We start from the raw sequence: 17,997 nt of genomic DNA on the forward strand, positions 1-17,997 counted from the left end.
AGCTCAATCCTGGCCCTCAACCAAACACGTGCGAAGGCCGGCGCAGCACCGGGTCGAACGGGTTGACCCGTTCGCCAATCGCCGCCGCCTCGCGCTTGAGCAGCGCCACCACGGTCGGCATACGGTTGGGCCCCAGGCGGTCGCTGATGGTCGCCACGCTCAGGGCCGCCACCGCATGGCCGTTACGATCGAGGATCGGCACCGCCAGGCCGGCCATGCCATCGAGCACTCCGGTATTGCGCCCGGCATAGCCGAGGCTGCGCACATTGTCGATTTCGGCGCGCAGCATGACTTCGTCGTAATGGTGGAAATCCTTCAGCCGCGGCAGGTTGTAGCGGATCACCTCGTCGCGCTCCTCCTCCGGCAGGAAGGCCAGGATTGCCAGGCTGCCCTGCCCCACCCCCAAGGCCACACGGCCGCCGATATCACCGGTGAAGGTACGAATCGGGTATGGCCCTTCGCTGCGGTCCAGGCACACCGCATCGAACCCCGAGCGCGCCAGCAGGAACAGCGAATCGCCCAGCGAGGCCGACAGCCGCAGCAGGCTGGGGCGCACCACATCGCGCAGGTTGCCGGCTTGCCCTGCCTTGGCCGCCAAGGCAAAAAAATCCAGGCTCAGCCGGTAGCGCTTGCTGGTCGCGCACTGGTCGACCATGCCTTCTTCAATCAGGCTGCGCAGCAGGCGGTGGGTCGTGGGTTGCGCCAGGCCAACCCGCTGCGCCAGTTGGCTGACCTTCTCGCCCTCGCCACCGCAATCTCCCAGCGCACGCAACACGGCGAACAAACGCGACACTGCACTGACACCTACTTCCTTGGCCTGCTCATTTCGTTTATCGGAATCCATTTTTCGTCAAACCTTAGAAAATTCCAGTCAGTGGAATAATTTCAAAATAGCTGTCACCCAGTGAAATTACCCTTTGTCGCCATCCTAATCATTGCCCTACTCTCCGGTCCATAGGGCGATATCACAACATCGGCCGCCGCCACAGAAGCGAGCGCCAACGTCCGTAAAAGCATTGCTTTTCGCCGCTGGCGCTCTGCCCACCCTGAAACTGCCGGTTGACCCCGGTTCCGTTTGCGATGGAGCACAGCCATGACCTTTCTGTTGATCGACAAGCTTTGCAAGCGCTATGGCGCCACGGAGGCAGTGGCCAGCTCGTCACTGGCCATCGAGAAAGGCGAGTTCGTCTCCCTGCTTGGCCCTTCGGGCTGCGGCAAGACCACCACCCTGCAAATGATTGCCGGCTTCGTCGAGGTCACCAGCGGCCGCATTGTCCTCGACGGCCGCGACATCACCCACGCCAAGCCGGCCAGCCGAGGCCTGGGCGTGGTGTTCCAGAGCTACGCGCTGTTCCCGCACATGACCGTGCGCGACAACGTCGCCTTCGGCCTGCGCATGCGCAAGGTGGCCAACGCCGACATCGCCCGCCGGGTCGACCAGTCCCTGGCGCTGGTGCGCCTGGACAAGCATGCCGAGCGCTACCCGCGCGAACTCTCCGGCGGCCAGCGTCAGCGGGTGGCCCTGGCCCGCGCACTGGTGATCGAACCGCCGGTGCTGCTACTGGACGAACCGCTGTCCAACCTGGACGCCCACCTGCGTGAAGAAATGCAGTTCGAGATCTGTCGCATCCAGAACGAGGTCGGCATTACCACCTTGATGGTCACCCACGACCAGGCCGAGGCCTTGTCGATCAGCGACCGGGTGGTGGTGATGGAGGCCGGGCGCATTACCCAGGTAGATGACCCCTACCGCCTCTACGAACACCCGGGTACGCCCTTCATTTCCGATTTTGTCGGCAAGGCCAACCGCCTGCGCGGTGTAACCGGCCCAGGCGGGCAACCGCAGGCGAATGCCCAGGGCCCGCTGACCCTCAGCCTGCGCCCGGAAAAAATCAGCCTCGGCCCGGCCGGTAGCGGCAGGCTCGCAGGCCGCATCAGCTGCCGCTACTTCCTCGGCAGCCAGTGGCTGTATCGGGTCGACACTGCTCTGGGCAACCTGGCCGTGGTGCGTGCCAACGACGGCAACACACCGCTGGATGAAGGCACACAGGTCGGCCTGGACTGGAACGATGCCCTGCTGCGGGTACTGAACGCTGGCGAGGTGGCGGCATGAGCGCGGCAAAGCTGCGCAGCAGCGCCTGGGGCTACGGCCTCAGCAGCCCGGCGCTGCTGTTGTTCCTGGCCTTGCTGGTGGTGCCACTGGGGCTGACCGTGCTGCTGTCGTTCAACGCGTTCGACTACAGCAGCGGCATCCAGGCCGGCCAGTACACCCTCGGCCATTACCTGAGCCTGGTGACCGACACCTACTACTACGAGATCTTCTTCCGCACCTTCTGGATCAGCGCCCTGGTCACCCTGCTTTGCGTGCTGATCGGCATCCCCGAGGCCTTGGTGCTCAGCCGCATGGGCGCGCCGTGGCGCTCGATCTTCCTGATCCTGGTGCTGACCCCGCTGCTGATTTCGGTGGTAGTGCGGGCCTTCGGCTGGAGCCTGCTGCTGGGCGCCGACGGCCTGGTCAACCAGGGCATCACTGCCCTCGGCGGCCAGCCGGTGAAGCTGCTGTATACGCCCTTTGCAGTGATCATCGGCCTGGTCCACGTGATGCTGCCGTTCATGATCATCCCGGTGTGGACCTCGCTGCAGAAGCTCGACCCGGCTGCCGAGCAAGCCGCGCTGTCACTGGGTGCCAGCCAGTGGACGGTGTTCCGCCGCATCGTGCTGCCACAGATCATGCCCGGCGTGCTGTCAGGCACGCTGATCGTGTTCGGCCTGGCCGCCAGTTCGTTCGCCATCCCCGGCCTGCTGGGCGGGCGCCGGCTGAAGATGGTCGCCACCATGATCTACGACCAGTACCTGGCCGAACTGAACTGGCCGATGGGTGCCACCATCGCCGTGGCCCTGCTGCTGATCAACCTGCTGGTGATGCTCAGCTGGAACCGGCTGGTCGAACGCCGCTACAAACGCGCACTTGGAGTCTGAACCGATGACCCGTAACGGCCCGCTGGCCCTGTCCTTTCACGCCCTGGTGATGCTGTTCATGCTCGCCCCGCTGGTGGTGGTGTGCCTGGTGGCATTCACCCCGGAAAACACCCTCAGCCTGCCCACCGCCGGCTTCTCGCTGCGCTGGTTCAGCGCCGTGTTCGAGCGTGCCGATTTCCTCGATGCGTTTTACAACAGCCTGAAACTCGCGGCCCTGGCTGCCTCGCTGGCCACTTTGATCGCCGTGCCGGCGGGCCTGGCAATCACCCGCTACAGCTTCCCCGGCCAAGGCTTTCTCAACGGCCTGCTGCTGTCGCCGATCATCATCCCGCACCTGGTTCTGGGTGTGGCCTTGCTGCGGCTGTTCGCCTTGCTGGGGGTCAATGGCAGCTTCGCCTGGCTGGTGTTCGCCCATGTCGTGGTGATCACCCCTTACGTGCTGCGCCTGGTACTGGCTGCAGCCATCGGTATCGACCGCAGCGCCGAGCAGGCCGCGCAAAGCCTGGGTGCTGGCCGGGTCACGCTGTTCTGCAAGGTCACCCTGCCGATGATCCTGCCCGGTGTGGCCGGCGGCTGGCTGCTGGCGTTCATCAACAGCTTCGACGAAGTGACCCTGTCGATCTTCGTCACCTCGCCTGCCACCCAGACCCTGCCAGTGCGCATGTACGTATACGCCACCGAATCCATCGACCCGATGATGGCCGCCGTCTCGGCGCTGGTTATCGCCGTCACCGCCCTGACCATGGTCGCCCTGGACCGCGTATATGGCCTGGACCGCGTGCTGGTGGGCAAGCAATGACAAGGAATGCCCCCATGCCTCTGTTCAAGCGCGTGGCCGAACACGACCGCGAGCCTGTGCCCTTCCTGCTCGACGGCCAACCGGCCAAAGGCATGAGTGGCGATACCCTGCTGACTGCCATCCTGACCAATGCCGGGCACCTGCGCGGCAGCGACTTCAGCGCCGAACCACGCGCCGGCTTCTGCCTGATGGGCGCCTGCCAGGACTGCTGGGTACGCCTGCAGGATGGCCGTCGGGTACGCGCCTGCTCGACCTTTCTGGAACCGGGCCAGTGCGTGACCCGCGACCCGGGGCGCCAGCCATGAGTGCGATCGTGATCATCGGCGCCGGCCCGGCCGGCATCCGCGCCGCGCAAACCCTGGTAACCCACGGCCTGCGCCCGGTGTTGCTGGACGAAGCCAGCCGCGGCGGCGGGCAGATCTACCGCCAACAGCCGACCAACTTTCGCCGCTCGGCCAAAGCCTTGTACGGCTTCGAGGCAGGAAAAGCGCAAGCCGTGCACTCCACCCTTGAGCAACTGCGCGGGCAGGTCGACTACCGCCCGGACACCCTGGTATGGAACGCCGAGCAGCAAGTGCTGGACACCTTGCAACAGGGCCAACTGGCCGACCGCCTGGCGTTCGACCGGGTGATCGTCGCCACCGGTGCCACCGACCGGGTGTTGCCGATACCCGGCTGGACCCTGCCTGGGGTCTATACCTTGGGCGCTGCGCAAATCGCCCTGAAGTTCCAGGGCTGCGCGATCGGTGAACGGGTGGTGCTGGCCGGCAGCGGGCCGCTGCTGTACCTGGTGGCCTACCAGTACGCCAAGGCCGGTGCCACGGTCAGCGCGGTGCTCGACACCTCACCGTTCAGCGCCCAGGTGCGTGCCCTGCCACGCCTGCTTCTACAACCGGGCACCTTTGCCAAGGGCCTGTACTACCGAGCCTGGCTGGCCCGCAAGGGTGTGCCGGTGCACCAAGGCGTGACCCTGCTGGGTATCGACGGCGAGCAACGTGCCAGCGGTGTGCGCTGGTCGCAAAATGGCCAACAACACGACCTGCCGTGCGACGCCGTGGCATTCGCCCACGCCCTGCGCAGTGAAACCCAACTGGCCGACCTGCTGGGTTGCCAGTTCGCCTGGAGCGCGCTCAACCGCGCCTGGCTACCGGTACGTGACGCCCAGGGCCGGGCCACCAGCCCTGGCGTGTACCTGGCGGGCGATGGTGCCGGCATCCTCGGTGCCGACGGTGCCGAGATGAGCGGTGAACTGGCCGCCCTGACACTGCTGGCCGACCTTGGCAAGCCCGGCAACCCGCAGCGCCAGCAGCAACTGGAAAGGCGCCTGGCCACCTTGCAGCGCTTCCGCCAGGGGCTGGAGCAGGCCTTTCCATTTCCCGAGCAGTGGGCCCGGCAAGCCCCGGACGAGCTCACCGTGTGCCGCTGCGAGCAGATCAGCGCCGGGGAAATCCGCGCCACCGTGCGTGCCGGGCACTGGGAAATCAACCGGGTCAAGGCCATGTGCCGAGTCGGCATGGGCCGCTGCCAGGGCCGCGTGTGCGGTGCAGCTGCCGCCGAGTTGATCGCCTGCGAAAGCGGTCGGGCCATTGACCAGGTAGGGCGCCTGCGTGGCCAGGCACCGGTCAAGCCCCTGCCCTTTGGCCTGGAGATAAAACCATGAAGCTGATCGAAGTGGACGCCATCATCGTTGGCGGCGGCATCATCGGCAGCAGCGCGGCCTTGACCCTGGCCCGCGCTGGTCGGCAAGTGGCATTGCTGGAACGCGACTTCTGCGGCTCGCATTCCAGCGGAGTGAACTACGGCGGTGTGCGCCGCCAGGGCCGCTCGTTGGCCCAGCTGCCGTTGTCGATGCGCGCCCATGCCATCTGGGGGAATCTGCGCGAATGGATCGGCATCGATGGCGAATACGCCCGCAGCGGCCACCTGAAGCTGGCCCGCAGCGAAACCGACTTCGATGCCTTGAAGGCCTATGCCCGGCGTACCCAGGCTTTTGACCTTCGCCTGCAACTGCTTGAACGACGCGAACTGCGCCAGCGCTTCCCCTGGGTAGGCGATATCGCCGTCGGCGCCTCGTACTGCCCCGAGGACGGCCATGCCAACCCACGGCTGGTGTCACCGGCCTTCGCCCAGGCGGCCAGGCGCAGCGGCGCCCGGGTGCATGAACAGTGCAAGGTGCTGGAGGTGGGACACGATGGCCACCACTTCAGCGTACACACCAGCAGCGGCCAAGGCTTCAAGGCGCCCTGGCTGTTGAATTGCGCCGGCGCCTGGTCGGCGCAATTGGCCGAGCGGTTCGGCGAGCCGGTGCCGCTGACCGCGGCCCACCCAGCCATGCTGGTCACCGAGCCGCTGCCGCTGTTCATGACCGCCAGCACCGGGGTCGAAGGCGGCGGCATCTATGCTCGCCAGGTGGCGCGTGGCAACTGCGTGCTGGGCGGCGGGCGCGGTTTTGCCCTGACCCCGACCACCGCACGCCCGGGCCAGGCCGCAGTGCTCGACATCCTGCACAACGCCACCGAGCTGTACCCGGCACTGGCCGGCGCCCAGGCCATTCGCACCTGGAGCGGCACCGAAGGCTACCTGCCCGATGACGAACCGGTGCTCGGCCCCAGCCTGCACCAGCCCGGCCTGCTGCATGGTTTCGGCTTTGCCGGTGCCGGCTTCCAGATAGGGCCGGCTGCCGGTGAAGCGTTGGCGCAATGCATCCTGCACGGCGCGCCGGCACTCAGCCTGGCGGCTTTTTCCATCAACCGCTTTCAGCCCAACCACCACAAGGAAAACCTGTCATGACGCACAAGCAACGTTTGCTCGCCCTGTTCTGCACCGCGCCCGGCCTGTTCGCCTGCCTGCCCGCCATGGCCCAACCCACGCTGTACCTGGGCATGAACGGCGGCACCATGGAACGGCTGTTCAGCGACAATATCCTGCCAAAGTTCGAGCAGGCCAACGGCGTGAAGGTGGTGATTGTCCCCGGCACCTCGGCCGACATCCTGGCCAAGGTCCAGGCCACGCCGAACAAGCCGTCGATCCATGTGATGGTGCTGGATGACGGCATCATGTACCGCGCCATCGGCATGGGCCTGTGCAGCAAGCTCAAACCCAACCCGACCTTGGCCCAGTTGCCGGAAAAGGCCCTGATCAAGGACAAGGCCGCCGCAGTCAGCCTGGGCGTGACCGGGCTTGCCTACAACAGCCGCCTGTTCAAAGCCAATGGCTGGGCGGCGCCCACCTCGTGGAACGACCTGGCCGACCCGCGCTTCAAGGACAAGGTGGTGTTCCAGTCGATGGCATCGTCCACCTTCGGCCTGCATGGTTTCCTGATGTACAACCGCCTGCACGGCGGTAGCGATACCGATGTCAACCCGGGCTTCACGGCCTGGCAGAAGAACGTGGGCCCGAACGTGCTGGAATACATCCCCAACTCGGCCAAGCTCTCGGAAATGGTGCAAACCGACGAAGCCGCGCTGTTCCCGCTCACGCCCACCCAGGTGACGGCGCTGAAGCTCAAAGGCATCCCGGTGGAGTACGCCGCGCCCAAGGAAGGTGCCGTGGTGCTCAACCAGGCCGAATGCGTCACGGCCAACAACGACCAGCCGGAACTTGCGCAGAAGCTCGCCGAGTTCCTGCTCAGCCCCGAGGCGCAGTCGCCGGCACTGGAGCTGGGTGACCAGATCCCGTCCAACCCCAACACCCCCACCAGCGACAAGACCCGTGGCCAGGTCGAAGCCATGCAGACCTATCTGCAGACTGCCGTGACCATCGACTGGGACCAGGTCAACACCCAGCGCCCCGAATGGAACGCGCGCTGGAACCGCCAGATCGAGCGATAAGCCGAGGGCCTGGGCCGCTCCCACCCCTTTGGGCTGCGCTGTCGGTCCGCGTACCCTGTGGGAGCGGCTTTAGCCGCGAAGAATCCAGCGCGGTGCATGGCACCGGCTGCGCCGGTGTTCGCGGCTGAAGCCGCTCCCACAGGGTCCCGGCTAGCTCAATGAATCATGTTCAGTTCTATGAGAACGAGTTTCCCGCAAAGAAGGCAACACGCCTCCAAACCCTGACACCTCAATCCAGCACCGGTCGCAACAACGCCTGGGCCTCGTACAGGGTCGGCAGATACCGCAAGCGTATTTCATCCACACTCAACCGCGAAGCATGGGTGGTGATGGTCAACGTCGCTTTCAGCCGGCCAGCCCGGTCCAGCAGTGGCACACCCAGCACGCGCATGCCGATTTCATACTCCTGATCCACGATACAGAACCCCTGCTCCCTCACTCGCAACAACTCCGCCTCCAGTTGCAACCGGTCCGTCTGCGTATAAGGCGTCAACCCTCGCAGCGGGTTACGCGCAAAGTAGGCATCCCGCTCCCCCTCATCCAGCCAGGCCAGCCAGACGCGCCCGCCGGCGGTGCAATACATCGGCACCCGCGAACCCGGCCGGATCGAAAACGAGGCAACATGGCTGTAGCGGCTGCGTACCAGGTGGATGATCTCGTCACCATCACGGGTACCCACCGACACATGCTCCTGCGTCTGCCGCGCCACCTGCTCGACGATCGGCCGCAGCATGCGCGGCAGTTGCGCCGAGTCCACATACGCCTGGCCAAGGCGCAGCGCCTTGGGCGTAAGCCAGTACTCACGGCTGTCGGTTTCGGCAAACCCTTCGTGCACCAAGGTCAGCAGAAACCGCCGCGCGGCACTGGGGGTAAGGCCGGACAACCTGGCCGCCTGCGGCACGCTCAGGCGCGGCTGCTCGGCGCTGAACAGCTGCATCAGCGCCAAGCCCTTCTGCAAGCCGGCGATCAGATCACGGGGATGGATAGCGGGGGTGTTCATCTATTCGACTCGCAAGCAGGGCAAAAACAGCCGATTACCGCGATAACCGGATCAATGATGCGATTATCGCATTAAACGCCCGATGAGCGCATTGTTCCCCCACGCACCATTGCCTCACCCTTGGCCTGCATAACAACGCCAATAAGGAGGTCAGCATGATTCGTGGTTCGACTGAACTGGTCGCCATCGTCGGTTCGCCCATTGCACAGGTGAAGTCCCCCGAAAACTTCAACACCTGGTTCGCCAACAACAACTGCAACCTCGCCATGCTGCCCATCGACCTGCAGGAGACCGCGCTGAATACCTTTGCCGGCACTCTGCGTGGCTGGCAGAACCTGCGCGGTTGCGTGGTCACCGTGCCGTACAAGCAGGCCCTGGCCAGCCGCCTTGATAGCCTGAGCGAGCGCGCAGCCGCGCTTGGCTCGGTCAATGTGATTCGCCGAGAGCGTGACGGGCGACTGCTGGGCGATAACGTGGACGGCGCCGGCTTCCTAGGTGCTGCACGCAAACATGGCTTCGAGCCGGCCGGCAAACGTGCGTTGGTAATCGGTTGCGGCGGGGTCGGCAGTGCCATTGCCTATGCACTGGGCGAGGCCGGCATCGCCAGCGTCACCCTCAGCGACCCCAGCACAGCGCGCATGGGCGCTGTGTGCGAGCTGCTCGGCAATGCCTTCCCCACGGTCGAAATCGCCACCCGGGTCGACGGGCTGGAAGGCTTCGACCTGCTGGTCAATGCCTCCCCTGTCGGCATGGGCGGTAGCGCGGAGCTGCCACTGCCTGCCGCCCTGCTCGCCACCTTGCAAGCCGAAACCCTGGTCGCCGACGTGGTCACCTCGCCCGAGATCACCCCGTTGCTGAAGCGGGCACGCCAGGTCGGCTGCGCGGTCCAGACCGGCCCGGAAATGGCCTTCGCCCAACTCGGCCACCTGGGCGCCTTCATGGGCGTCACGCCGCTGGAGATCTGAAGCCATGCCGACACATGAACATGCGCAACACAACTTTGACCTGGTCGTGCTGGGCAGCGGCGCCGGTGGTTTTACGGCTGCCGCCACGGCCGCGCGCCATGGGCTGAAAGTGCTGGTGGTGGAAAAGGCCGAACACTTTGGCGGCACCTCGGCGATTTCCGGCGGGGCGGTGTGGCTCTACGGTACCGATCAATCCCGCGCCGCCGGTGCGGTGGACTCCCCAGAGGCCATTCGCACCTACCTCAGGCAGGTCATCGGCGACGGCTATGACCCCGCCCTGGTCGACGCCTTCATCGAGCATGGCCACCAGGCGCTGCGCTGGCTGGAGCAGAACACCGAACTGCGCTACGCCCTGCGCCCGCATTCGCCGGACTACTACCCGGACGCCCCCGGTGCCACCCAGTCTGGCCGGGCGCTGGAGATGGTCGAGTACGACGGCAGGCAGCTCGGCCCGCACTTCAAGGACCTGCAGATGCCGCCGCCCGGCATGTTGCTGTTCGGCGGCATGATGGTCAACCGCGTGGATATCCAGCACTTTCTCAGTATCCGCCGCTCGCCCCGGTCGCTGTGGCATTGCCTCAAGCTGATGGCGCGTTACGCGCGGGACCGCCTGCATCATCCGCGTGGCACCCGCCTTACCACCGGCAACGCCTTGATCGCCCGCCTGGCCAGCAGCGCCTTCGCCCATGGCACGCAGCTGTGGTTACGCAGCGAAGCCCTGGAGCTGATCGTCGAACGCGGCGCGGTCACCGGCGTGGTGGTGCAACGCGAAGGGCGCCGTGAACGGGTGCTGGCCCGGGGCGGTGTGGTGTGCGCCATGGGCGGGTTCGCTGCAGGCGCGCTGGCCGACAGCTACCGGCCGGCCCGGCAGGCGCCGCACCTGACCATGTCACCGCCCAGCAATGACGGCGCTGCCCTGCGCCTTGGCCAAGCCGTGGCCGCAGCCCAGGGTGAGGGCCTGGTGGCCAACTTCTTCTGGGCACCGGTTTCGGAACTGCGCCATGCCAGTGGCGAGCGTGAGCGCTTCCCGCACCTGGTCACCGACCGCGCCAAGCCGGGGGTGATCGCGGTGGGCCCGGACGGGCGACGCTTCGTCAACGAGTCCGATTCCTACCACCACTTCGTGCAGACCATGTTCGCCAAAGGCATCGCCAGCTGCTGGCTGGTCTGCGATGCCGAAGCGATGAACCGCTACGGCCTGGGCCTGGCGCGGCCAAAGCCGGTGGACAACCAGACATTGATCGACGCCGGCTACCTGTACCGCGCCGCAACAGCGCAGGCACTGGCCAAGACCATTGGTGTCGACCCACAGGTATTCATGCAGACCCTGGAGCAGTTCAACGCCGACGCCCGCAACGGCATCGACCGCGCGTTCGGCAAAGGCGGCAACAGCTACAACCGCTACATGGGCGACCCGCAACACACGCCCAACCCATGCCTGGCGCCGCTGACCAGCGGCCCGTTCTACGCCATCCGCATCCACACCGGCGACCTTGGCTCAGCCCGCGGCCTGGTGACCAACGCCCAGGCCAACGTGCTGAACCGCGATGGCCAGCCGATTGCCGGGCTTTATGCAGTGGGCAACGACATGAACTCACTGATGAAAGGCACCTACCCCGGCCCCGGCATCACCTTGGGCCCCGCCCTCACCTTCGGCTGGCTCGCTGCCAACCACATCGCCGCGCGCCTGCAGGCGCCAACCACCCAAATGGAGACCCCAGCATGTACTACGAACTGAGAACCTACACCCTGGACCCACTGAAAATGGCCGACTGGCTGAGCCTGTACCAAAGCCACGCGCTGGAGGTGCAAAGCGAGCATCTCGGTAACCTGGTCGGCTTTTTCACCAGCGAGTTCGGCGAGGTCAACCAGGTGGTGCATATCTGGGGCTATGCCAGCCTCGACGAACGCATGGCACGCCGCGCAGCCATGGCAGCGGACCCGCGTTGGGCAGAGTTCTCAAGGCGCAATCGCGAGCTGGGCGCGGTGCTGCGCTTGCAGTCGCGAATGCTGCGGCCCACCGGCTTTTCACCGCTGCAGTAAAACTAAAACCTTCCTCCAATGCCTGAGCGGAACCCCACGATGCAACCCCTCGAATGTGACGTACTTGTCATCGGCTCCGGTGCCTCTGGCCTGGCTGCCGCCGTTACTGCCGCCCATCACGGCCAGCAGGTGATCGTCGCGGAAAAAGCCAGCCAACTGGGCGGCACCAGTGCCTGGTCGGGGGGCTGGCTGTGGATACCGCGCAACCCGCTGGCCATTGCCGAAGGCATCGTCGAGACCGACGATGCCCCGGAGCGCTACCTGCGCGGGCAAACCCACGTCAGCGAACTGGACCCGCGCCAGCGCGCCTTCCTGCACCATGGCCCGCAGATGGTGGCGTTCTTCCAGCAACACACCGCCGTGCAGTTCCAGTGCGGCAGCCGCATGCCCGACATGCGCGAGGGCGATGGCAGCACGCGCGGTGGTCGTTCGCTGTGCGCCCTGCCATACGACGGGCGCCTGCTCGGGCCCTGGCTGCACAAGCTGCGCCCACCGCTGGACATCGTCAGCCTGGCCGGCATGGGCATTGCCGGCGGCGCCGACATGGCCGCCTTCTTCAACGCCACACGCTCGCCCACGGCCGCGCTGCATGTGGGCAAACGCCTGCTGCGCCATTGCCGCGACCTGCTGCTGCACCGCCGCGGCCTGCAACTGGTCAATGGCAACGCCCTGGTGGCACGGCTGCTGCGCAGCGCCCTGGACCTTGGCGTGACGCTACTGACCGACAAGCCGGCCAGCCGCCTGCTGGGCGAAGGCCGGGTCAGCGGCGCACAGTTCGCCGACGGCCAGCTGATCCATGCCCGCCGCGGTGTGGTGCTGGCCTGCGGTGGCTTTGCACATGATCGCCAGCGCATCGCGCGCCTGATGCCACATGCGCCGGACGGTACCCAGCATTACTCCGCAGCCCCCAGGGAAAACAGCGGCGACGGCCTGCACCTGGGCGAACAGGCCGGTGGCCTGGTCCAGGCGACCACGGCCCATGCGGGTGCCTGGGCACCTGTGTCGAGGGTGCCGCGCAGCAATGGCAGCTTCGGCCATTTCCCGCACTTGGTCGATCGCGCCAAACCCGGCTTCATCGCCGTGCGCCGCGATGGCCGGCGCTTCGTCAACGAGGCCGATTGCTACCACGACTTCATGAACGCACTGTTCGCCGCCACGCCAAAGGGTGAAGCGCCGGAAGCCTGGCTGATCTGCGACCATGCCGCGCAACGTCGCTATGGTATCGGCTGGGCCAAGCCCTTCCCTTTCCCCACCCGTCACTATCAACGCTGCGGTTACCTGCACAGCGGTCGCACGCTGGAGGAACTGGCGCAGCGCTGCGGGATCGACATCGAGCAGTTGCAGCGCACGGTGGACGGCTTCAACCGCCATGCAACCCGGGGTGAAGACCCGCTTTTCCAGCGCGGTGTATCGGCCTACAACCGGGCGCAGGGCGAGCCGTCGCAAGCCCCCAATCCGTCGCTGCGGCCACTGCTGCACGGGCCGTTCCACGCAGTGAAACTGTTGCCGGGCAGCCTGGGTACCTTCGCCGGCCTGGGCACGGATGCCTCGGCCCGGGTACTGGACCGCAATGCGCGGCCGATCCCCGGGCTGTATGCGGTGGGCAACGACATGCACAGCGTGATGGGCGGGCATTACCCGAGTGGCGGTATCACACTGGGGCCGGGGATGACATTCGGTTATCTGGCTGGTAGAGCGTTGAGTACCTTGACCACCTGAATTCACGTTGCCCCTTGCCTCGCCTGCAGGCCCAACGCAACCGTTCGGTAACCGAACACTAGCCCCTCCCTTTAATTGACGCTGCCGCCTTCACTGCTCACCATGCACCGGCCTTGCGTGCCCCCTGCCTGGGAACTGGTCACGTACTCGCAGCACCGCAGCTGAATACAATTTCAAGAATCGAGCAGTTTATGAACCACTCCAAGACCACCCCCGCCGCCCCCCGGATGCCCCAGGGTTCGATCGGCGACAAGCTTCGCGGCGCCTTCGGCGTCGGCAAGACCCGTTGGGGCATGCTCGCCCTGGTGTTCTTCGCCACCACCCTGAACTACATCGACCGTGCCGCGCTCGGCATCATGCAGCCCGTCCTGGCCAAGGAAATGAGCTGGACGGCGATGGACTACGCCAACATCAACTTCTGGTTTCAGGTCGGCTACGCGGTCGGCTTTCTGCTGCAGGGCCGGCTGATCGACAAGGTCGGGGTGAAGCGCGCTTTCTTCTTCGCCGTGCTGCTGTGGAGCCTGGCCACCGGCGCTCACGGCCTGGCCACCTCGGCCGCTGGCTTCATGGTCTGCCGCTTCATCCTCGGCCTGACCGAGGCCGCCAACTACCCGGCCTGCGTGAAGACCGTGCGCCTGTGGTTCCCGGCTGGCGAGCGGGCCATCGCCACCGGCCTGTTCAATGCCGGCACCAACGTCGGCGCCATGGTCACACCGGCCCTGCTGCCGATGATTCTGGCCGTGTGGGGCTGGCAGGCCGCGTTCATCGCCATGGGCAGCCTGGGCCTGGTGTGGGTGGTGCTGTGGGTGTTGAAGTACTACAACCCTGAAGATCACCCGCGCGTGCGCCAGAGCGAGGTGGAGTACATCCAGCAGGATGACGAGCCCGAGCCAACCCGCGTGCCGTTCAGCCGTATCCTGCGCCTGCGTGGCACCTGGGCCTTCGCGGTGGCCTACGCGATTACCGCACCGGTGTTCTGGTTCTACCTGTACTGGCTGCCACCGTTCCTCTACCAGCAATACAGCCTGGGCATCAACGTGACCCAGATGGGCATCCCGCTGATCATCATCTGGCTGACGGCGGACTTCGGCAGCATCGGCGGCGGCATCCTGTCTTCCTGGCTGATCGGCCGTGGCGTGCGCGCGACCACCGCGCGGCTGGTGTCGATGCTGATCTTCGCCTGCACCATGGTCAGCGTCACCTTTGCCGCCAACGCCAGTGGCCTGTGGGTCGCGGTGGCGGCCATCTCGCTGGCGGTGGGCGCGCATCAGGCATGGACGGCGAATATCTGGAGCCTGGTGATGGACTACACGCCCAAGCAACTGGTGAGTACCGTGTTCGGTTTCGGCAGCATGTGCGCTGCGATTGGCGGGATGTTCATGACGCAGATCGTCGGTAGCGTGCTGACCGCTACCAATAACAACTATGCCGTGTTGTTCACCATGATCCCGGCGATGTACTTCCTGGCGCTGGTGTGGATGTACTTCATGGCGCCGCGCAAGATCGAGAGCGCCTGAACGCGCTGACCATTTTCCTCTACGGGGCCCTTGCGGGCCCTTTTTTTGATCAGTCCGATGAACGCACTGTGTGGGGTCGCGCCTGAGTCAAGACATGCGCTGTACCTGTGGGAGCGGCTTCAGCCGCGAAGAATCCAACGCGGTGCCTGGCACCGGCTGCGCCGGTGTTCGCGGCTAAAGCCGCTTCCACAAGGGCTCCACAGGGCTCAAGCCATGCGCTGTACCTGTGGGAGCGGGCGTGCCCGCGAACACGGGCGGTAGCCCGTGCCATGCGCCGCGCTCTATCAATCAGACTCTGGCCAACACTGCCATGGCCTGCTCCAGCGCCATGCGCGCACGCTGTTCGCCGCTCATGCCCTGTTCCAGCAACTGCCGTGTGGGGATCTCCAGGCTCAACGGCACATTTGGCGGCAAGCTGCGCAGCAGGCCGACCAGATCGGCATCGCCCTCGCCCGGGAAGCGCCGCTCGTTGCGTGCCTGGCGCAGGATCTCTTCCATCTCGGCCGGCACCGGGCCGGCAACGTCGCACAGCTGGGCATAGCGCATGCGCTGCGGTGCCAGTTGCGCCAGATCGTCCAGCGAAGAACCGGAGCGGTTGAAGTGGAAGGCATCCACCAGCACGCAGCCATTGGCACGGTCGGCGTTGGCCACCACCCGCATGGCCTGGCGCAGATCACGCACATCAGTCCAGGGCATGAACTCCAGATGCGGATGGATGCCATACCCCACCGCTAGGTCACACAACGCAGCAAAGCGCTCGGTCAGCCGCGCTTCATCCGGGTCGTTGCCAGCCACCAGCAGCTCCGTGCCGCCCAGCTCGGCGCCCACCGCCAGGATCGGCTCGAAATCGGCGACACAGGTTTCCGGCTTCAGCCTCAGGATCTCCAGGTCGAGCACCTTGATGCCCGTGTCGCGCAGGCGCGCCTGGGTCTGCCGGCGCAGGCCGGCATCGGCCACCAACGGGAAATGCTGCTCCTGCTCGGTGGCAGGCACCAGCCGCAGGCCAACGTGGCTGTAACCGGCGCGGGCTGCTGCCTCGACCATGTCCGGCGGGGACAGCTCGAGTACCGTCAGCGCTGCCAGAGAGAAAATTCGATCAGTCATTATCGTCACCCGACAATTCAAGCAATGTGCTCGGGCACACAGGCCCGGCCAGTTTCCGCGGCCTGGCGGATCGCCTCGATCAGCGCCAGGGTACGGCCACCATCGGCGGCATCGATCAGCGGCGCCTGTTCACCCCGGGCAACCCGTACGAAGTGTTGCAACTGCAAGGTCAATGCCTCGCCGGCGGGGATGCTTTCCTCGCTCTGCAACAACGGCGTGTGCCAGCCCGACCCGGCCTCGGCGTAGTGCCAGCGCTTGAGTTGCGGAATGCTCAGCGCCCCCTGGGTGCCGGCCAGCAGGTAGCACGGCTGGCCATCCTGACGCGGGTAGACGGGGCTTTCGCCGGAGTCCAGCTCCCAGCTCCACGGCGCGGCCACCGCGTCGGAGCCAGTCAGGCTGCCCAATGCTCCATTGGCGAACTGCAGTAGCACCGCGGCGCTGTCCTCGTTGGCAAAACCGCGCACATCGTTGCGGGTGAATGCCTGCACCTGTACCACCTCGCCGCACAGGTGGCGCAACAGGTCGAGGTCATGGATCAGGTTGGTCAGCAGGAAGCCAGCGCCCGGCTCGCGGCGCCAGGGGGTGTCGAAATAGCTGTCGGGCTTTTGCAACTGCCACAGCGCGGTGACGTTGATCAGCCGGCCCAGCTTGTCGTCGGCAATCACCTGGTGCGCCTTGGCGATCAGCGGGTTGTGACGGCGGTGATGGCCGACCAGCACCGGCACATCGTGGCGGCGCGAGGCTTCCACCAGCGCACGGACTTCATCCAGGTGCACGCCCACCGGCTTTTCGACCAGCACCGGCACACCGGCCTCGACGCAGTCCAGGGCGGTGGCGACATGCAGGTTGTTCGGGTTGGCGACGATCACTGCCTCGGGACGCGCGTGCTCCAGCATCTGGCGGTGGTCGGCAAAACAAGGCACGCCGCATTCGGCGGCAAAGGCCTCGGCCTGCGGGCCCGGGTCGGCCACAGCGCACAGCTGGGCCTGCGGCACATTCAGCAAATGCTGGTAATGCTGGCGGCCCATGCTGCCGGCGCCGATCAAGGCAATACGAAGGGGTGCGTTCAACAGCCTGTCCTCTTGTCATTGTTGTCATGCGGATTCCGGAATCTTATTCCACAATCCACATTCGACAATTTAGAACCAGGTTCAGCTTTTAAGAAGAAGCCGCAGGACAGAGTGTGCGGTAATCGACCGGAAATGCACCTTCAGGCGAACAACTCACTGGCCCGGCTGGCCGCCGACAGTTCCTCTGCCGCCGCCAGCAACAGCGGCGCCAGTTCTGCCAGGCGGCTTTGCGCCAGGCGCGCACTGGGCCCGGCAATGCTCAGCACACCGATCACCTCGTCACTTTGCGGGCGGCGCACCACCGCAGCCAGGGCCGAGGTGCCAATGGCCGAGGTTTCCTCGACCCAGGCATAACCGCGCTCGCGGGCGCGGCGCAGGTAGCTGAGCAACTCGTCGGTGGAGCGCGGCGCATTCGGGCCGAACTGCGCCGGGTCGGCAATGCCCTGGCGCAATACCATCTGTAGCGCCTGCTCATCGTCCAGGCTGGCCAGCCAGGCATGCCCGGACGCGGTGTAGAACAGCGGCGCGTCGCGGCCCATGTCCGGGTCATAGCGCAGCCCGGAGCGGGCACCCTGGGACTTGGCGATCCAGGTCTGGCGGGCGCCGTCGATCACGCCAAGGCGCACCAGTTCGCCACTGTCCTGGGCCAGGCGGTCGAGAATCGGCTGAATGATGTCGGCACCGCTGCTGGCCAGGTAGCGGAAGCCCAGCGCCACCAGCTTGGCCGACAGCTGGTAGCGGCTGTTGTCCCGGTTCTGCCGCACATAGCCCAGCCGCACCAGCTCGGTGAGCATGCGATGGGTGGCGCTCTTGGGGATATCCAGGCGCTCGGCCAGGGTTTGCAACGGCAGCCCTTGCGGCTCACCGGTAAGGCTTTCTACAAGACTGAAGGCGCGTTCGATCTGACTACCAGCCATGACACAGGTCCCTGAAATTTCTGCGAATTCTAGAAGATGATTCCACACCGCCGA

17 protein-coding genes are annotated in these 17,997 nt (G+C 65.8%); 12 read left to right on the top strand and 5 right to left on the bottom strand.

The annotated features are described in order from the left end of the window. Positions 1–16: 16 nt before the first annotated feature. Positions 17–844 carry an IclR family transcriptional regulator gene (locus RR51_RS09495; RefSeq protein WP_039613319.1) on the bottom strand — a complete coding sequence of 276 codons (828 nt, stop codon included), beginning with the start codon at positions 842–844 and terminating at the stop codon, positions 17–19. A 249-nt stretch (positions 845–1,093) separates the two neighbouring features. On the opposite strand from RR51_RS09495, the gene RR51_RS09500 reads away from it, so the two are divergent. Genes RR51_RS09500 through RR51_RS09530 form a run of 7 tightly spaced genes read left to right on the top strand, consistent with a single transcriptional unit; the run spans position 1,094 to position 7,608 of the window. Beyond that, positions 1,094–2,113, top strand: a complete 1,020-nt coding sequence (locus RR51_RS09500) for an ABC transporter ATP-binding protein (protein WP_013972118.1) — start codon at positions 1,094–1,096, stop codon at positions 2,111–2,113. Then, positions 2,110–2,979 (top strand): ABC transporter permease, encoded by an 870-nt coding sequence (locus RR51_RS09505; RefSeq protein WP_013972117.1) that lies wholly within the window; start codon positions 2,110–2,112, stop codon positions 2,977–2,979. The genes RR51_RS09500 and RR51_RS09505 overlap by 4 nt, the downstream gene beginning before the upstream one ends. A 4-nt stretch (positions 2,980–2,983) precedes the next feature. Next, positions 2,984–3,778, top strand: a complete 795-nt coding sequence (locus RR51_RS09510; RefSeq protein ID WP_025339622.1) for an ABC transporter permease — start codon at positions 2,984–2,986, stop codon at positions 3,776–3,778. 14 nt (positions 3,779–3,792) lie between these two features. Continuing rightward, positions 3,793–4,083, top strand: a complete 291-nt coding sequence (locus RR51_RS09515) for a (2Fe-2S)-binding protein (protein WP_003260558.1) — start codon at positions 3,793–3,795, stop codon at positions 4,081–4,083. Continuing rightward, positions 4,080–5,438 (top strand): FAD/NAD(P)-dependent oxidoreductase, encoded by a 1,359-nt coding sequence (locus tag RR51_RS09520; RefSeq protein WP_039613320.1) that lies wholly within the window; start codon positions 4,080–4,082, stop codon positions 5,436–5,438. The genes RR51_RS09515 and RR51_RS09520 overlap by 4 nt, the downstream gene beginning before the upstream one ends. Further along, positions 5,435–6,568: an NAD(P)/FAD-dependent oxidoreductase gene (locus tag RR51_RS09525; RefSeq protein ID WP_039613321.1), complete on the top strand. Its 1,134-nt coding sequence runs from the start codon at positions 5,435–5,437 to the stop codon at positions 6,566–6,568. The genes RR51_RS09520 and RR51_RS09525 overlap by 4 nt, the downstream gene beginning before the upstream one ends. Beyond that, on the top strand, positions 6,565–7,608 hold the full coding sequence (locus RR51_RS09530) for an ABC transporter substrate-binding protein (protein WP_039613322.1): 1,044 nt from the start codon (positions 6,565–6,567) through the stop codon (positions 7,606–7,608). The genes RR51_RS09525 and RR51_RS09530 overlap by 4 nt, the downstream gene beginning before the upstream one ends. A gap of 229 nt (positions 7,609–7,837) precedes the next feature. On the opposite strand, the gene RR51_RS09535 is transcribed toward RR51_RS09530, so the two are convergent. Then, positions 7,838–8,608 (bottom strand): IclR family transcriptional regulator, encoded by a 771-nt coding sequence (locus RR51_RS09535; RefSeq protein ID WP_039613323.1) that lies wholly within the window; start codon positions 8,606–8,608, stop codon positions 7,838–7,840. Between the two features lie 155 nt (positions 8,609–8,763). On the opposite strand from RR51_RS09535, the gene RR51_RS09540 reads away from it, so the two are divergent. From RR51_RS09540 to RR51_RS09560, 5 genes are all read left to right on the top strand, one after another. Beyond that, a complete protein-coding gene (locus RR51_RS09540) occupies positions 8,764–9,573 on the top strand; it encodes a shikimate dehydrogenase family protein (RefSeq protein ID WP_039613324.1) in 810 nt (269 codons plus the stop codon). 4 nt (positions 9,574–9,577) lie between these two features. After that, positions 9,578–11,311 carry an FAD-dependent oxidoreductase gene (locus tag RR51_RS09545; protein WP_039613325.1) on the top strand — a complete coding sequence of 578 codons (1,734 nt, stop codon included), beginning with the start codon at positions 9,578–9,580 and terminating at the stop codon, positions 11,309–11,311. Further along, on the top strand, positions 11,296–11,616 hold the full coding sequence (locus RR51_RS09550; protein WP_013972108.1) for an NIPSNAP family protein: 321 nt from the start codon (positions 11,296–11,298) through the stop codon (positions 11,614–11,616). The genes RR51_RS09545 and RR51_RS09550 overlap by 16 nt, the downstream gene beginning before the upstream one ends. Positions 11,617–11,655: 39 nt before the next feature. Beyond that, complete coding sequence (locus RR51_RS09555; protein WP_039613326.1) at positions 11,656–13,335, top strand: FAD-dependent oxidoreductase; 1,680 nt, start codon at positions 11,656–11,658, stop codon at positions 13,333–13,335. Positions 13,336–13,526: 191 nt separating this feature from the next. Next, positions 13,527–14,852 carry an MFS transporter gene (locus tag RR51_RS09560; protein ID WP_039613327.1) on the top strand — a complete coding sequence of 442 codons (1,326 nt, stop codon included), beginning with the start codon at positions 13,527–13,529 and terminating at the stop codon, positions 14,850–14,852. 288 nt (positions 14,853–15,140) lie between these two features. Here the strand turns inward: RR51_RS09560 and RR51_RS09565 are convergent, their stop codons facing one another. The 3 genes from RR51_RS09565 to RR51_RS09575 all read right to left on the bottom strand — a co-directional run bounded on the left by RR51_RS09565 (position 15,141) and on the right by RR51_RS09575 (position 17,943). Further along, positions 15,141–15,956: a sugar phosphate isomerase/epimerase family protein gene (locus tag RR51_RS09565; RefSeq protein WP_039613328.1), complete on the bottom strand. Its 816-nt coding sequence runs from the start codon at positions 15,954–15,956 to the stop codon at positions 15,141–15,143. A gap of 17 nt (positions 15,957–15,973) precedes the next feature. After that, entirely contained in the window at positions 15,974–17,026 is a 1,053-nt protein-coding gene (locus RR51_RS09570; protein ID WP_039613329.1) for a Gfo/Idh/MocA family protein, read from the bottom strand. A 140-nt stretch (positions 17,027–17,166) separates the two neighbouring features. Beyond that, complete coding sequence (locus RR51_RS09575; protein WP_023662480.1) at positions 17,167–17,943, bottom strand: IclR family transcriptional regulator; 777 nt, start codon at positions 17,941–17,943, stop codon at positions 17,167–17,169. Positions 17,944–17,997 lie beyond the last annotated feature (54 nt).

Origin of the sequence: Pseudomonas sp. C5pp (assembly GCF_000814065.1) — a bacterium.
GTDB classification, from domain to species: Bacteria; Pseudomonadota; Gammaproteobacteria; order Pseudomonadales; family Pseudomonadaceae; genus Aquipseudomonas; species Aquipseudomonas asiatica.